14 protein-coding genes are annotated in these 14,610 nt (G+C 56.6%); 10 read left to right on the top strand and 4 right to left on the bottom strand.

Annotated features, from left to right (window positions below):
• The 10 genes from GOW31_RS07430 to GOW31_RS07385 all read left to right on the top strand — a co-directional run bounded on the left by GOW31_RS07430 (position 1) and on the right by GOW31_RS07385 (position 11,111).
• On the top strand, positions 1-1,170 hold the full coding sequence (locus GOW31_RS07430; RefSeq protein ID WP_171169013.1) for a helix-turn-helix domain-containing protein: 1,170 nt from the start codon (positions 1-3) through the stop codon (positions 1,168-1,170).
• Positions 1,171-1,517: 347 nt separating this feature from the next.
• Positions 1,518-1,895, top strand: a complete 378-nt coding sequence (locus tag GOW31_RS07425) for a nuclear transport factor 2 family protein (protein WP_171118898.1) — start codon at positions 1,518-1,520, stop codon at positions 1,893-1,895.
• Between the two features lie 186 nt (positions 1,896-2,081).
• Entirely contained in the window at positions 2,082-3,875 is a 1,794-nt protein-coding gene (locus GOW31_RS07420; protein WP_171169011.1) for an alpha/beta hydrolase, read from the top strand.
• A gap of 273 nt (positions 3,876-4,148) precedes the next feature.
• The gene (locus GOW31_RS07415; protein ID WP_171169009.1) at positions 4,149-5,135 is read left to right on the top strand and encodes a zinc-dependent alcohol dehydrogenase family protein; all 987 of its coding nucleotides are present in this window, start codon (positions 4,149-4,151) and stop codon (positions 5,133-5,135) included.
• Positions 5,136-5,704: 569 nt separating this feature from the next.
• Positions 5,705-7,051, top strand: a complete 1,347-nt coding sequence (locus tag GOW31_RS07410) for a substrate-binding protein (protein WP_152459077.1) — start codon at positions 5,705-5,707, stop codon at positions 7,049-7,051.
• A gap of 105 nt (positions 7,052-7,156) precedes the next feature.
• Positions 7,157-8,188, top strand: coding sequence for a branched-chain amino acid ABC transporter permease (locus tag GOW31_RS07405; protein ID WP_171118891.1), 1,032 nt, complete (start codon positions 7,157-7,159; stop codon positions 8,186-8,188).
• A gap of 3 nt (positions 8,189-8,191) precedes the next feature.
• Positions 8,192-9,397 carry a branched-chain amino acid ABC transporter permease gene (locus GOW31_RS07400; protein ID WP_171118889.1) on the top strand — a complete coding sequence of 402 codons (1,206 nt, stop codon included), beginning with the start codon at positions 8,192-8,194 and terminating at the stop codon, positions 9,395-9,397.
• Positions 9,398-9,407: 10 nt separating this feature from the next.
• Complete coding sequence (locus GOW31_RS07395; RefSeq protein ID WP_152459074.1) at positions 9,408-10,163, top strand: ABC transporter ATP-binding protein; 756 nt, start codon at positions 9,408-9,410, stop codon at positions 10,161-10,163.
• A 9-nt stretch (positions 10,164-10,172) separates the two neighbouring features.
• A complete protein-coding gene (locus tag GOW31_RS07390; RefSeq protein WP_171118887.1) occupies positions 10,173-10,928 on the top strand; it encodes an ABC transporter ATP-binding protein in 756 nt (251 codons plus the stop codon).
• A gap of 12 nt (positions 10,929-10,940) precedes the next feature.
• The gene (locus GOW31_RS07385) at positions 10,941-11,111 is read left to right on the top strand and encodes a hypothetical protein (RefSeq protein ID WP_171169007.1); all 171 of its coding nucleotides are present in this window, start codon (positions 10,941-10,943) and stop codon (positions 11,109-11,111) included.
• 309 nt (positions 11,112-11,420) lie between these two features.
• Here the strand turns inward: GOW31_RS07385 and GOW31_RS07380 are convergent, their stop codons facing one another.
• Genes GOW31_RS07380 through GOW31_RS07365 form a run of 4 tightly spaced genes read right to left on the bottom strand, consistent with a single transcriptional unit; the run spans position 11,421 to position 14,581 of the window.
• The gene (locus tag GOW31_RS07380) at positions 11,421-12,218 is read right to left on the bottom strand and encodes an ABC transporter permease (RefSeq protein WP_171169005.1); all 798 of its coding nucleotides are present in this window, start codon (positions 12,216-12,218) and stop codon (positions 11,421-11,423) included.
• Complete coding sequence (locus GOW31_RS07375) at positions 12,215-12,967, bottom strand: ABC transporter permease (RefSeq protein WP_152459071.1); 753 nt, start codon at positions 12,965-12,967, stop codon at positions 12,215-12,217. The genes GOW31_RS07380 and GOW31_RS07375 overlap by 4 nt, the downstream gene beginning before the upstream one ends.
• Positions 12,968-12,976: 9 nt before the next feature.
• Positions 12,977-13,741, bottom strand: a complete 765-nt coding sequence (locus GOW31_RS07370; RefSeq protein WP_171169003.1) for a transporter substrate-binding domain-containing protein — start codon at positions 13,739-13,741, stop codon at positions 12,977-12,979.
• 42 nt (positions 13,742-13,783) lie between these two features.
• Positions 13,784-14,581: an ABC transporter ATP-binding protein gene (locus tag GOW31_RS07365; protein WP_171169002.1), complete on the bottom strand. Its 798-nt coding sequence runs from the start codon at positions 14,579-14,581 to the stop codon at positions 13,784-13,786.
• Positions 14,582-14,610 lie beyond the last annotated feature (29 nt).

The raw sequence follows: 14,610 nt of genomic DNA, 5'->3' as shown, positions 1-14,610 counted from the left end.
TTGACTGATGCGCCAGCTCAGATAACCGCTGGTGTTCTGGTGGCGTTAGAAACGTCACCACGCGCTCTGATCGGGCATCAGCCTCAGGAAGCCGTGGTCGGCCCATGGTGGCGAGGTTTGGAGTTTTTGCTGACACTTGACTCCCTGCGGTTCGAATTCGCTACATTACCGGTAAAGTGTCAGGCTCTGGGAATGGACCGCATCAAGAATTCGCCAAATTCGCAAAAGGGTGTCCTTTCCGTATCGGGCGGGGTGACGCCCGCAGCCGTGCTGAATTTCGAACATCCCAACAAAATCGGGGAAATCACGCCGTGGGAGATAGACTTCCGACAGCTCGATCCCGGTCGATTGTCGACGTCCATAAGGGTGCGCTCAGGGCGATCGGTCTCCGCTCTCAGCATCGCGATGAACCAACGCGTTCATCAACGTGGTGTTTCGCCCAAGGGCTGGATGACATTCGGGATTCCGTCAAATGGTGCGGTCGACAAATGGCAGGCAAAGGACGTAACCGATAACGCATTCCTGTCCTTCGGTGACAGTGATGGGTTTGACGGTATTTCGACGGCCGGTTTCACGGGAAATGTCATTTCCTTCCAAACCCAAAGATTGGAGAATTTTGCAGAGTCCTGCGGATTTCACCTGGCGCGCGACAACCCGGACGCCCACAGACTGAGGTCCAAAGCAGGTTTGGCCAGCATGGCGAACCTGGAGGGTCGCGTAGCCGGGCTTCTTAACAGTGTTGATGCGCAGTGGTATGAGGCGGCTGAGCAAGCCCTGATGCTGGAAGCCCTGGTTATCCTGACCGACGACGAAGCGCATTTTGACAGAAGTCAGGCGGGCACCAGGCGGCGTGCCTTGGATCGCGCAACCGATCTTATGGTTGCCAATCTGGAAGACCCGATTTCAATTGAAGAGATTTGTAAAGAAAGCGGGGCGTCTTGGCGAACTCTGGATCGCGCTTTCAAGGAACAGTTCGGACAAAGCCCCAAGTCGTATTATATGCGTCTCAGGTTGAACCGTGTTCGCGAGGACCTTCTTTCAGGGTCTTTCAGCGGAACGATAACCGATGCTGCAAACCGGCTCGGATTTTGGCATATGGGCCAGTTCGCGCGCGACTACAGGCTGTTTTTCCGAGAGCTGCCGTCTGAAACAAGGGGCGTGCAGAAATAGGTTTCCCGTACCAATTCGCGCTCTTCAACACCCGGAATTATCAGGGGTAGGGGCCAGCACCTTCCTGCCCTGAGCTGGCGTCAAGCGCATATCGGCAGGAGGGTTGTTGCCAGTTTCGAGCAGTATGGTGTCGTCCGGTACAGAGTTGAGATGCGCCAAGACCCGCAGGATCACATCTTGCCCAACGAATGGCGGCTACTTGCTGCGTCCAAATTTACAAGGTGCAGTTCTACCTGTTCCGAAGCAAGCCCGGTGGCCAATCTTTGCAGGACCGTCTCATTTTGATCTTTGTCAAGGTTGGATGCGGCCCGACGAGATACAGTCACGAGTGTATCAGGAGGTCTTGCATGGAAAGACTGGTCGAAATTGGGCGGACATTTGTTCAGGCGATGCGTGATCGCAATGGCTTGGCAAGTGTTGACGAGATGTACGCGGAAAACGCTCAGTCCATAGAGGCGGTTGTGCCTCCGGTGCGGCAATTTCGGATTACAAAGGGTCGCGACGCCATCAAAGCAAAGCGGGAAGATTGGCTGAAAACGCATGAAATCCAAACGCTTACGGCAGATGGTCCTTTTGTTCATCCGCCCAATCGCTTTGGCGTGCGTTTCAATGCCGAGGTCGTGCAGAAAGACACCGGACAAAGAATGAACCTTAGCGAGATTGCCATTTATTCCGTTGAGGATGGCAAGATTGTACTCGAAGAGTTCTTTATGTTGCCAAAATAGCGAACGGCGCCCGGCAACACGGGTTCCCAAGCGCTTGCGTCCATTTCAGGAAGCCTCGCCAGGTCCGGCGCTGCAATCAAGTACGTCCAATCAAAATGGGCGGTTGACTGGTCGGTCCGGGGCTTGGTGGACAGATGGATTAAAGCTTGCAGCATTTTAGCACTCTGCCCGGATCGGAGAACCCAGATGACCGAACTCTCACCTGACAAGCTGTCTGCCGAGGCCGGGGTTTGTGCGGCAGATACCGACGAGAATGCCCCGCCACACCCCTATGAGAAACTTGACCGCGCAACGCGCGCGGCCCTTGCCCGTGCCACCGCCGGTGTTTCCCCGCATTCGATAATGGCCACCTGGATGGATTGGGCCCTGCACCTGGGTCGTTCACCCGGACGCCAGCTTGAACTGACAGAACGCGCGGCACGCGATGCGGCCAAACTCTGGGTCTATGCCAGCGAGATGGCGACCGGCGCGAAGGCCACTCCGCCTTTTCAGCCACGTAAGCAGGATCACCGTTTCAATGCGCCCGGCTGGCAGAAGGCGCCGTTTTCCCTTTGGCAGCAGGCTTTTCTGAGCGCACAGGATTGGTGGCAGGCCGCAACGGACGAAATGCCCGGCATCGCCCCCCGCGACGCCGAACGCGCGCAATTTCAGATTCGCCAAGCACTTGATCTTGTCTCTCCTTCGAACTTTCCGTGGTCAAACCCGGAAATCATCAATCGCACGTTCCAGACCGGCGGTCGCAATTTGATAGAGGGCGCCGCCCACTTTCTTGAGGATGTTGCCCATACCATAACGCAACAGCACGAACCTGCCCCTCAGGGGTATGAAATCGGTAAAGACATTGCCGCGACCCCCGGCAGGGTCGTTTATCGCAACGCGCTGTTCGAGCTGATTCAATACACTCCACACACCAAGCGCGTACAGGCGGAACCGATCCTTTTCGTGCCCGCCTGGATCATGAAATACTATGTGCTCGACCTTTCTCCGGAAAACTCCATGGTGCGTTATCTGGTCGAGCAGGGCTTTACCGTTTTCATGATCTCCTGGGTCAATCCCACCGCTGATCAGGCGGATCTCAGCCTCGAGGATTATCGCCTGAACGGTGTCATGGCCGCGATCGAGGCCATCGAGAAAATCGTTCCGGGTCAAAAGATTCACGCCAATGGGTATTGCCTCGGCGGCACACTTCTGGCGATTGCAGCGGCGGTGATGCAACGCGATGGCGATGAACGGCTTGCAAGCGTTACGCTGATGGCGGCGCAGGTTGATTTTGCCGAAGCCGGTGAGCTTTTGCTGTTTATCGATGACAGCCAGGTCGCTTTTGTCGAAGATCTGATGTGGTTGCAGGGCTATCTTGACCGCCCTCAGATGACGCGAACTTTCACGACAATCCGCGCCGAAGATCTGATCTATGCCCGGGCTGTGCGCCGCTATTTTTTGGGTGAAGACGACCTGCCTACGGATCTGACCGTCTGGAACAATGACACGACCCGGATGCCGGCGCGAATGCATTCCGAATATTTGCGCGGTCTGTTCTTGGAAAACCGGCTGAGCGCCGGGCGCTTTTCTGTCGAAGGTCGGGTTGTTGCGCTCAAGGACATACGCGTACCCATGTTTGTGGTCGGAACGGAATCCGACCACATTGCCCCGTGGCGATCAGTGTATAAAATTCGGCTGTTTACCGACGGAGATCTCACCTTCGTGCTGACCAACGGTGGTCACAATGGCGGTATCCTCAGCGAGCCGGGGCACAAGCACCGCCACTATCGGTTGGGCCACAGGCCGGCGGACGCGCTGTATACCTCGCCGGATGAGTGGTTTGAGTCGGCCGAAGAAAAGCAAGGTTCCTGGTGGCCTGCGATGGTGGATTGGATCAAAGACCGTTCATCGGGCGAAACTGCGCCGCCGCCGATGGGCGGAAAACGAAGGGGGGCTGAAAACCTGCTCAAAGCGCCGGGCAGCTACATTCATCAGACCTGAAACCGGTGGCGAGGGTCAGACCCGTCAGTGCCCGGTCGATCTCCTTTGGACATCCTGCGTAATCTCTTCAGGTGCAGTTGAGGTTTTGGTCGCTCGGTCAGATCTGGGACTTTGCGATGGATCAAGCCTTGCTGCGGCGCAGGTGTGCTATCGTTCAGGTCGTCGGAACCCAGTGCCACATTTACGGTTTTGTCGAAGGCCGAGCCCGAAATTTGCAACGAAAAGAGGCAATAAACAGATGATTTCGGGCGGATGTATCTGGAGAGTTGGACCATGACCCGCGCAATGGTTTTGAACGAGGCCGGCCGCGCGCTGAAACTGGAAGACATCGAACTTCCGGCGCCGGGCGCTCATGATATCGAGATCCAGATCGAGGCTTGTGGTGTCTGCCGCACGGATCTTCACATCGTCGATGGTGACCTCGAACATCCTGAACTTCCACTGGTTCCGGGCCACGAAATCGTTGGGCGGATCGTTCGAAAGGGGGATGCCGTAACAGGGCTGGAAACCGGTCAGCGCGTGGGCGTGCCTTGGCTTGGGTCCACTTGTGGGAAATGTCCGTATTGCCATCGCGCACAGGAAAACCTGTGTGACGCGCCGGTGTTCACGGGATACACGCGAAACGGAGGATTTGCCGAAGCTTGCCTTGCGGATGCACGGTATGTCTTTGCCCTGCCAGAGATTGCCGATCCGGTTGCACTGGCGCCGTTGTTATGTGCCGGGCTTATCGGGTTTCGCTGTCTGCGAATGGCCCAGGATGCCAAGAATATCGGCTTTTATGGCTTCGGAGCTGCCGCGCATATCCTTGCACAACTGGCCGTCTGGCAGGACCGGAATGTATATGCGCTGACCCGGCCCGGCGATATCGAGGCGCAGGATTTTGCGCGTGACCTTGGCGCGGTATGGTCTGGTGGGTCCGACGAACGACCACCGGCGGAACTGGATGCTGCAATCATATTCGCACCTGTCGGAGCCCTTGTGCCCAAAGCGCTGCAATCTGTCCGCAAGGGCGGCCGCGTGGTTTGCGGCGGAATTCACATGAGCGATATTCCTTCCTTTCCCTACAGCGATCTTTGGGGGGAACGTCAAATCCTGTCTGTCGCAAACCTGACGCGTCAGGATGGTGAGGAGTTTTTTGCAATGGCTCAAGCCGCAGGCATCCAGACACGGACCCAAAGATATTCACTGAAAGACGGCAACACAGCCCTCGCGGATCTGGGCGCCGGACGATTGCAAGGGGCAGCGGTTTTGGTTCCCTGACCAATGGTCTGTCTCGCCCCGCACCGGCTTGACAAGTCACAGCGGACGTCAGCATCCGAAATTAGGGTGGTGGCTTAGGCAAACGGATCCTGATCGAGGAACGGACGGAACACCGGAGCACGAAAGACCGCTCGGCGCACTGGGATGCCGCCCACCCGTGCCGGGCACGATCATACCGGCAAACCAGTGGGCGATCATGCGCCAACAATCAAACTGGACCGTCAGATGAGCGAAGAGCTTGTTTCCATTCAGCGTGCTGAAAATGCTGGCTTTGTATTGCAAATCTGCTTTTGGTGCCGCAGATAACGAATATTGGTGTCATGCCTGACAAATGTGTCACCGATATTTACATTTAAATATATGAAAAATATATTTTTAAATGTAAGCAAACGAAAAATCTTTTCAACCGATCTTGATTTTCGTCAAGACGTTTACAAAATTTTGTTTCAAATCCAGTAATTTGTTGTGAAATTTTCCACCGCCTTTCCATTATTGAAATGCACATAAGTGCGCTTTCGTCTGCTGGAAGAGGAGCCAGACGACGAGAGAAAGGGAAATGGGAGGAATTAATGACCAACAAATCTGTCACACGCCGCGGCGTGTTGAAGTCTGGTGCCGTTGCAGGTACCGGTCTGGCCCTGCCTACGATCTTCACGGCTTCGTCGGCTGCCGCTTACACCAACGAACCAACCGGAGGGTCCGTGACCCTGGGCTTCAATGTTCCCCAGACCGGGCCGTATGCGGAAGAGGGTAATGACGAGCTGCTGGCGCAACAGCTGGCGGTGGAACACCTGAACGGAGAGGGTGACGGCGGTTGCCTGAACACCTTCACGTCCAAGGCGCTGAAGGGCAATGGCATCCTCGGCAAGAAGGTCGAGTTCGTCACAGGTGACACCCAGACCAAGTCAGACGCCGCACGTGCGTCCGCAAAGTCGATGATCGAAAAAGACGGTGCGATCATGATCAACGGCGGGTCGTCCTCAGGCGTGGCCGTTGCGGTTCAGGGCCTGTGTCAGGAAGCGGGTGTGATCTTTATGGCGGGTCTGACCCACGCCAACGACACGACCGGCAAGGACAAGAAGGCCAATGGTTTCCGCCATTTCTTCAACGCCTACATGTCGGGCGCCGCGCTTGCGCCGGTGCTGGCTGCCGAGATGGGCAATGACCGCCGCGCCTATCACCTGACGGCGGACTACAACTGGGGCTGGACCCAGGAAGAGTCGATCGTCGCCTCGACCGAAGCCCTGGGATGGGAAACGGTCAACACCGTCAAGACGCCACTCGCGTCAACAGACTTCTCGTCCTACATCACTCCGGTTCTGAACTCGGGCGCGGACGTTCTGGTTCTGAACCACTATGGCGGCAACATGGTGAACTCGCTGACCAACGCGATTCAGTTCGGCCTGCTCGACAAAGTCGCCAACGGCAAGGACTTCAAGATCGTCGTGCCGCTGTATTCGGAACTGATGGCCGCCGGTGCTGGCGAGAACATCAAGGGCGTGCTGGGTTCGATGAACTGGAACTGGCAGTTGCAGGATGAAGGCACCAAAGCCTTCGTGAAATCCTTCGGCGAAAAATACGGCAAGCCGCCGTCCAACTCGGCGCAAACCTGCTATGCACAGGTTCTGCTATATGCTGATGCTTGCGAGCGTGCCGGTACGTTCAACCCATGTGGTGTTGTTGAAGCGCTGGAAGACTTCGAGTTCGACGGCCTGGGCAACGGCCCGACCTGGTATCGCGGCGCGGATCACCAGTGCTTCAAGGACGTGCTGGTCGTGCGTGGCAACATGAACCCGACCAACGCCTATGACACGCTGGAGATCGTCGAGATCACCCCACGCGCGCAGGTCGAATACGATCCGGAGCATCCGATGTTTGCCGGTGGCGCACTGGGTGAGTGTAACCCGGGCGCATAAGACCGCGTATCAAAGTCTGGCCGCCAAAATGGTGGCCAGACATCTACAGCAGGGTTGATCCTGTTGTGCCACTCAATTCACACTGACCAACCCTGAGGTGGGCCAATGGACGCCATCCTATTGCAAATTCTGAACGGTCTGGACAAAGGGTCGGCTTATGCGCTGATTGCGCTGGGGCTGACGCTTATTTTTGGGACGCTCGGCGTTGTGAACTTTGCCCATGGGGCCCTGTTCATGATCGGTGCGTTCTGTGCCGTCACTTTGCAAAAGCTCATGAACCTGAGCTTTGTAACCATCGACGAGAGCCAAACCGACTTTCTTGGCAACCCGCTGAAGGTGGAAACACCTTATGTCGAGGCATGGTTCGGCCCGGAGTTCGGGGCGACGATCATCGACTGGTCCGTTCCATTGGCAATCCTGTTTGCGATCCCGATCATGCTGGCGGTTGGCTATGTGATGGAACGCGGGCTTATCAAGCATTTCTACAAACGCCCCCACGCGGACCAGATCCTTGTCACGTTCGGCCTGGCGATCGTGTTGCAGGAAATCGTAAAGTATTTCTTTGGTGCCAACCCCATCCAGACCCCGCCGCCCGACGCGCTGAGTGGCTCTATCGATCTTGGCACCATGATCGGGTTTGATCCCAACGCGATCATCTACCCGATCTGGCGCCTCGTCTATTTTGGCTTTGCAGTTGCCATTATCGGTGCTGTCTTCTCATTCCTGCAATTCACCACCTTCGGCATGGTTGTGCGCGCCGGCATGGCGGATCGCGAAACTGTGGGCTTGCTGGGGATCAACATCGACCGGCGCTTTACGATCATGTTCGGGATCGCTGCCGCGGTGGCCGGTTTGGCGGGCGTCATGTACGGGCCGCTCAACCCACCAAACTATCACATGGGGATGGATTTTCTGGTCCTCAGCTTCGTTGTGGTTGTTGTTGGTGGCATGGGGTCTCTTCCCGGCGCGGTGCTGGCTGGCTTTCTGCTGGGCATTCTCGAAAGCTTCGCCTCTACGACCTGGGCCACAACGACGATCCCGGGCATCAACCAAATCATCATCTACCTTGTTGCCATTATTGTGCTGCTCACACGCCCGCGCGGTTTGATGGGACGCAAAGGCGTGATGGAGGAATAATCGATGTTGGGACTGAACAAAAAAGATACCAGCCTGCTGATCATCGTCGGCATCCTTACGATGCTGGCACCCTTCATCCTGAATCCGTTCCCGGAAGGCAGCGCCATGGCGCAGTTCAACGCGGGCTATCCGGATCTGATGCAGCGCTTTGTCATCTTTGGCATCTTTGCCATCGGCTTCAACATCCTGTTCGGCCTTACCGGATACCTGTCATTCGGACACGCGGCCTTTCTGGGCGTTGGATCCTATTCCGCCGTATGGATGTTCAAGCTGCTGAGTTACAACATCATCCCGGCCATCGCACTCAGCGTTGTGGTCGCCGGGGTATTCTCATTGCTGATCGGGTTCGTCAGCCTGCGCCGGTCGGGCATCTATTTTTCGATCCTCACGCTGGCTTTCGCCCAGATGAGCTTTGCGTTGGCTTATTCGGTGTTGTCCAACCCCAAATTCAACCTGACGAACGGGGAAACGGGATTGCAGGTTTACGCAGATGATCCGCAGATTCTGCAAGGGGCGAACTCGCCGGACCTGCCGCATCTGTTCGGGTTGCCGATGCGCGCAACCTACACGCTGGACGTGGGCGCATGGAGCTTTGATTTCAACGCGGGATACTATCTGTGTGCGGTGATCATGATGGTGGTATTCTATCTGTCCATCCGAATTTTCCGTTCACCTTTCGGGATGATGCTGCGGGCCGTCAAATCAAACCAGCAGCGGATGAACTATACCGGCCTGAACTCGAAACCCTACACGCTGGCAGCTTTTGTCATCTCTGGCATGTATGCCGGCCTAGCTGGTGGGCTGATGGCCGCAATGGACCCGCTGGCAGGTGCCGAACGTATGCAGTGGACCGCATCGGGCGAGGTCGTTCTGATGACGATCCTGGGCGGCACCGGCACACTGATCGGGCCGGTGCTGGGTGCGGGCTTCATCAAGTACTTCGAAAACATCTTCTCGAAGATCAACGACAACGTGTTGCACAGCTGGTTTGCATTCCTGCCTGACGGGCTGGAGGACGCGGTGGTTTTCTTGATCCATCCGTTCATCGGCAAGGGCTGGCATCTGACGCTGGGCATTCTTTTCATGCTTGTCGTTATCTACTTGCCGGGTGGTCTTGTCGAAGGTGGTCAGCGTTTGCTGAACCGGCTCAAGCGCAAGAAATCAAAATCCGACGACGCGACGTCGGGCAAAACGGAACCGGCGGAATAAGGGGCGAGCCATGGCAATTCTAAGAGTCAAAGACGTCAGCAAGCGCTTCGGCGGCCTCAAGGCGCTCACGGATGTGAATCTCAGCGTCGAGGAGAATTCGGTTCACGCAATCATCGGGCCTAATGGTGCGGGCAAGTCGACCTTGCTGAATTGTCTGGTCGGCAAGCTCATGCCAGATACCGGGTCCGTATTGTTCGACAACGCATCGGTCTTGGGGCTTGAACCCTTCCAGATCAACCAGATGGGCATAAGCCGAGTGTTTCAAACACCAGAGATTTTTGGTGAATTGACGGTGATGGAGAACATGTTGATTCCGATCTTTGCCATGCGGGATGGCGCGTTCCGGATGCATGCATACGAGACCATCGCCAACGAAAAGGCTGTTGTTGAACAGGCCGAAGCCATGCTGGAAGAGATGAACATGGCCGACAAGCGCGAGATGCACGCGGCCTCGCTGTCGCGCGGCGACAAGCGCCGGCTCGAGATCGGCATGTGCCTCAGCCAGAATCCGAGGCTGTTGCTGCTGGACGAACCGACGGCGGGGATGGCGCGGGCGGATACCAACAACACGATCGACCTGCTGAAACAGATCAAGGAAGAACGCGACATCACCATCGCGATCATCGAGCATGACATGCATGTTGTCTTCAGCCTTGCCGAACGCATCACTGTTCTGGCCCAGGGGACACCCCTGGTTGAAGATACTCCTGAAAACATCCGCGGAAACCCCAAGGTTCGCGAAGCCTATCTGGGCGAGGCTGCGTAAGGAAAAGCTATGAACGAGAAACCTGACTTTTCGAAAAACGCCAATCTGGCCAGCACCGCTCCTGCGTTTCTTTCCGTTTGGGATATGCACTCCTACTATGGAGAAAGCTACATCGTGCAGGGCGTCAGCTTCAACGTACATGAAGGCGAGATTCTTGCCCTTCTTGGACGCAACGGCGCGGGCAAAACCTCGACGCTGCGTTCGATTGCGAGAGTTGGAGATCCAGAAGTTAGACATGGCGAAATCTGGTTGGACCACAAGCCGCTGCACAACATGACAAGCTATGAAGCGGCGGCAGTGGGCCTTGGTCTTGTACCGGAAGACAGACGCATCATTCCCGGCCTGACAGTCGAAGAAAACCTGCAACTCGCACAGATTGCGCCTCCGATCGGATGGTCCCTTGAACGGCTTTACGAGCTGTTTCCGCGTCTCGGTGAGCGCAGGAAGCAGGAAGGGATTACACTGTCGGGTGGCGAACAGCAGATGCTGTCAATCGCCAGAGCGCTTGCCAGGGACATCAAGGTGCTGCTTTTGGATGAGCCGTATGAAGGTTTGGCGCCTGTTATCGTCGACGAAATCGAAAAAACCCTCATACATGTCAAACAGCAGGGTATGACCACGATCATCGTTGAACAGAACGCTGTGCGCGCTTTGGAACTGGCGGATCGCGCGATCATTCTTGACACCGGTACCATCGTGTTCGACGGAACGGCAAAAGAAGTGCTTGAGGACACCGGTCTTCGTGAGGAGTATCTGGCGATCTAAGCGTTATTCTGATTGGCAAACAGACCCGATGGGTATGACCAGTTCGTGGCTCACCATGACCCGCGTTCAGGGCAGATACTGCCCATTCGCGCGATCAAAGGTGTTTCACCCCAAAAAATGATGGTCGTTGGCTCAAACCCGAATGCGGGTTTGCGGCAACAGGTTCTGTCGGGCCTGCGCTGAATGCGCGCCTCGTGGAACGCGCCCCAAAGGACGAGGGGGCAAGTTTGCAATGCTTCGCCACATCCGCCACTGCGCCGACCAGACGATTGCGGCACGGTGTTCCAGGTCGTTGTGCAATGGATAAGAAAGTCAGGCTCTGGCCCTAGGCTGCCAGTGCCTCGCCGCAGGGGCCTGCAAGCCGAACCTTCCCTAAATCATTTCGGGCAACCGTCTTGATCGTGGCCCCATGGTTTCAATCGGCCTGAAAACGCGCCGACGAAATCTGTGCCCGGAGTGGGGCCGTGGATCTCGCTTTACTTCCGGCTTGTACTATCCGGCTGGCCCATTTCGGCGTCCGGTTCCCAGCACCTTCACTTCCAGCCAGTGGAACATCAGGGCAATAATACCGGCAACGAGAATGTAGAATACGGCCAACAGGATGAGCGGTTCGTAGATGATGAACGTGTCGGACCGCACCCGGGATGACACGGCATAGATATCCACCACCGTAATCGTGGCAACCAAGGGCGTAGCCTTTAACTGGAGGATGGTTTCACCACCCAGGGTCGGCAGAACGTTGCGGATTGCCTGCGGCAACCAGATGCGGCGGAACATCGTCAGCCTGGGCATGCCGAACGATTTGGCGGCCTCCAGCTGACCTTTTGCGACGCCTTTGAAGGCTCCGCGCATGACCTCACCTTCATAGCCGGCATAAGAAAGCGTCAAAGCCAGCACCGCATAAGGCCAGGCCTGACGCAGATACGGCCAAAGCTCGGATGATCGTATCCAGGGGAATTGAGGGAACAATGAGCCGAGGCCATAATACAGCAACCAAAGCTGCAAAAGCAGGGGTGTGCCCCGAATGATGGTGCAAAACGCCTTGGCGGGAGCCGCAAGGTACCAGGGCCCAACGGCCTGGGCCAACCCGAGTGGTACGGCCAGCAGAAATCCGAGAACGACGGTGACAACAAGCAGCCAGAGCGTGGTCCAGATTCCGTGCAACGCAAGCGGTGCGTATTTTGGCAACCAGTCCCATCGCAAAGACATGGCACACCAGATCACGATCCCGGCAAAGATCAGCATCATCACGATACGATGGGGTTGCATCAAGGACCTGAGATCGATCATCTGCCACCTCCTTTCAGAGAAGGTTGACCGCGACGCGCCCATTTTTCGATCCGCGCGAAGATGGCGCCCGAAAACAGGGTGACCATGAGATAGAGAAAACCCGCCGCCAGAAAGAAGGTGAAATAGGCGCGTGTGCTGCTGGCGGCCTGCCGGGTTTCCAGTGTCAGTTCGTTGAATCCCACGACCGCGAGCAGGGCGGTGTCCTTGGTGGCGATCAGCCACAAGTTGGCCAGACCGGGTACGGCAAAGCTCATCATGGCAGGGATCGTCACGCGGCGCATGGTCATGAAGGCGGGCATCCCGTAGGATTTGGCGGCCTCGATCTGTCCGGGTGGAACCGCCTGTATGGCTCCGCGTAGAATCTCGGTTGCATATGCGCCCTGAACGACGCCCAGAACCCAGATGCCCGCAGCGACGCCATTGACCTCTACCCGTCCTCCGCCCATTGCAGCAGAGATTTTGTTGATGATGTCAGATCCCACGTAATACAGGATCAGGATCAGGACCAGTTCCGGCACGGCCCGGATCACGGTCGTGTAGATGGCAAGAAGATCGCGCGTGACCTTCCCGCCGTAAAGCTTGCCATAGGCTCCGAACAATCCGATCACGAGGCCGAGCGCATATGCACCAAAAGCGATCTGCAATGAGTGGGACAATCCGCGCAGCAGATTGCCCCCCCAACCCGGTGGCGACAGCGACAGAAGCTCTGCGCTCTGCGCCAATCCAAGCGATTCCAACAGTCCGGTCACGGCAGCCGCTTAGTAGATGCTGGCCGAGAAATAGTTCGAAGTGATCTTCTCGTGCGTTCCATCGGCAAGAATTGCCGCGATGCCTTTGTTCAGCGCTGCAAGCAGGTCATCGTCGCCCTTGCGAACACCGGCACCAACGCCCCGGCCCAGGATGGCCGGATCATCTGCGACGGCGCCTTTGATTTCACAGCATGCCCCGGCATCCGAATTCACGAAGTCCGCCATGGCGATACTGTCGGCCTGAGTGGCGTCAATACGACCTGCGAACAGGTCCTGGTTGGCCTCATCCTGAGTTTGATAAACCTTCAGTTCGGAATCCTTGAAATATTCCTGCGCATAAGCCTGGTGGATGGTCGACGCCTGAACGCCGACAACCTTACCGGCCAGCGACTCGGGGGTCGCTTCGATATCCATCGATTTGTCCGCGACGATGACGGCAGGTGTGTTGTAGTAAGGATCGCTGAAATCAATGGTTTTCAGCCGCTCCTCGGTGATCGACATAGACGCCATTATGGCGTCGATCTGCTGTCCGGTCAGCGACGGGATGATACCATCCCAGGCGACCGGCGTGATGACACAGTCAAGTTCCGCAGCGGCGCAGACCGCATTGATGACATCGATTTCCCAGCCGACCCAATTACCTGAACTGTCCAGCGACGCGAATGGCGGGTAAGGTTCGGCTGCGATGCCGATCTTGACCTCTTCTGCACTGGCGATACCAGCCGAAAGGACAGCGGCGGCAAGGCCGGACACGAGCAGTTTCTTGACGTTCATTTTGATACTCCCTTTTGGTTCATTTTGTTTTGTTTTTTAGGTTCAGGCGACCGAGCTGAGGAACTGCTTCAGGCGCTCTGATTTTGGGTTTCCGAAGACCTCGGCAGGTGGGCCCTGCTCTTCGATGCGGCCCTCGAAGAGATAGACAACGTGGTCTGCGACTTCGCGTGCGAATTTCATTTCATGGGTGACAAGCAGCATTGTGCGCCCTTCGGCGGCAAGATCGCGGATCACGGTCAGAACTTCGCCAACAAGCTCGGGATCAAGCGCTGATGTGGGTTCATCGAAAAGCATCACCGAAGGATCGACTGCAAGCGCCCGGGCAATGGCGGCGCGCTGTTGCTGACCACCCGAAAGATAGGCTGGATAGGTGTCAGCCTTGTCGCCAAGGCCCACCCGTGTCAGCAATTCATGCGCCCGTGCGATCGCCTGGGCCTTCGGCACCTTGAGCACATGCACCGGCACTTCGATCACGTTCTCCAGAAGCGTGCGGTGTGTCCACAGATTGAACTGCTGGAAAACCATGGCCAGACGCGTGCGGATACGTTCGATCTGGCGGCGGTTGGAAGGGCTGCCATCGGTGTGCATTTCAACCAGTTCACCGCCGATGGTTATCTTTCCGGAACTCGGCGTTTCCAGAAAATTGATGCAGCGCAGCATGGTGGATTTTCCAGAGCCTGACCCCCCGATAATGGCAACAACATCCCCCTTGTTTGCGGTCAGGGATACGCCTTTCAAAACCTCCAGCGTGCCAAAGGATTTGTGCAGATCTTCAACCTTGATCGCTTCGTCGGGCGTGGTTGTTTCGGGTGCGGGTGCAACTGCTTTGGCTGTGTCCATATCCAAGAATCTTCTGATTTCAGCTTGCA

Origin of the sequence: Ruegeria sp. HKCCA0370, assembly GCF_013033705.1 — a bacterium.
GTDB lineage: Bacteria > Pseudomonadota > Alphaproteobacteria > Rhodobacterales > Rhodobacteraceae > Ruegeria.
The sequence above is the reverse complement of the archived record's forward strand: the minus strand, read 5'-3'. Positions and strand labels throughout refer to the sequence as shown.

Bases quoted from the DNA above. Each gene is read 5' to 3' on its own strand.
- GOW31_RS07425 (WP_171118898.1), top strand. From the start codon at position 1,518: ATGGAAAGACTGGTCGAAATTGGGCGGACATTTGTTCAGGCGATGCGT.
- GOW31_RS07420 (WP_171169011.1), top strand. From the start codon at position 2,082: ATGACCGAACTCTCACCTGACAAGCTGTCTGCCGAGGCCGGGGTTTGT.
- GOW31_RS07415 (WP_171169009.1), top strand. From the start codon at position 4,149: ATGACCCGCGCAATGGTTTTGAACGAGGCCGGCCGCGCGCTGAAACTG.
- GOW31_RS07410 (WP_152459077.1), top strand. From the start codon at position 5,705: ATGACCAACAAATCTGTCACACGCCGCGGCGTGTTGAAGTCTGGTGCC.
- GOW31_RS07405 (WP_171118891.1), top strand. From the start codon at position 7,157: ATGGACGCCATCCTATTGCAAATTCTGAACGGTCTGGACAAAGGGTCG.
- GOW31_RS07400 (WP_171118889.1), top strand. From the start codon at position 8,192: ATGTTGGGACTGAACAAAAAAGATACCAGCCTGCTGATCATCGTCGGC.
- GOW31_RS07395 (WP_152459074.1), top strand. From the start codon at position 9,408: ATGGCAATTCTAAGAGTCAAAGACGTCAGCAAGCGCTTCGGCGGCCTC.
- GOW31_RS07390 (WP_171118887.1), top strand. From the start codon at position 10,173: ATGAACGAGAAACCTGACTTTTCGAAAAACGCCAATCTGGCCAGCACC.
- GOW31_RS07380 (WP_171169005.1), bottom strand. From the start codon at position 12,218: ATGATCGATCTCAGGTCCTTGATGCAACCCCATCGTATCGTGATGATG.
- GOW31_RS07370 (WP_171169003.1), bottom strand. From the start codon at position 13,741: ATGAACGTCAAGAAACTGCTCGTGTCCGGCCTTGCCGCCGCTGTCCTT.
- GOW31_RS07365 (WP_171169002.1), bottom strand. From the start codon at position 14,581: ATGGACACAGCCAAAGCAGTTGCACCCGCACCCGAAACAACCACGCCC.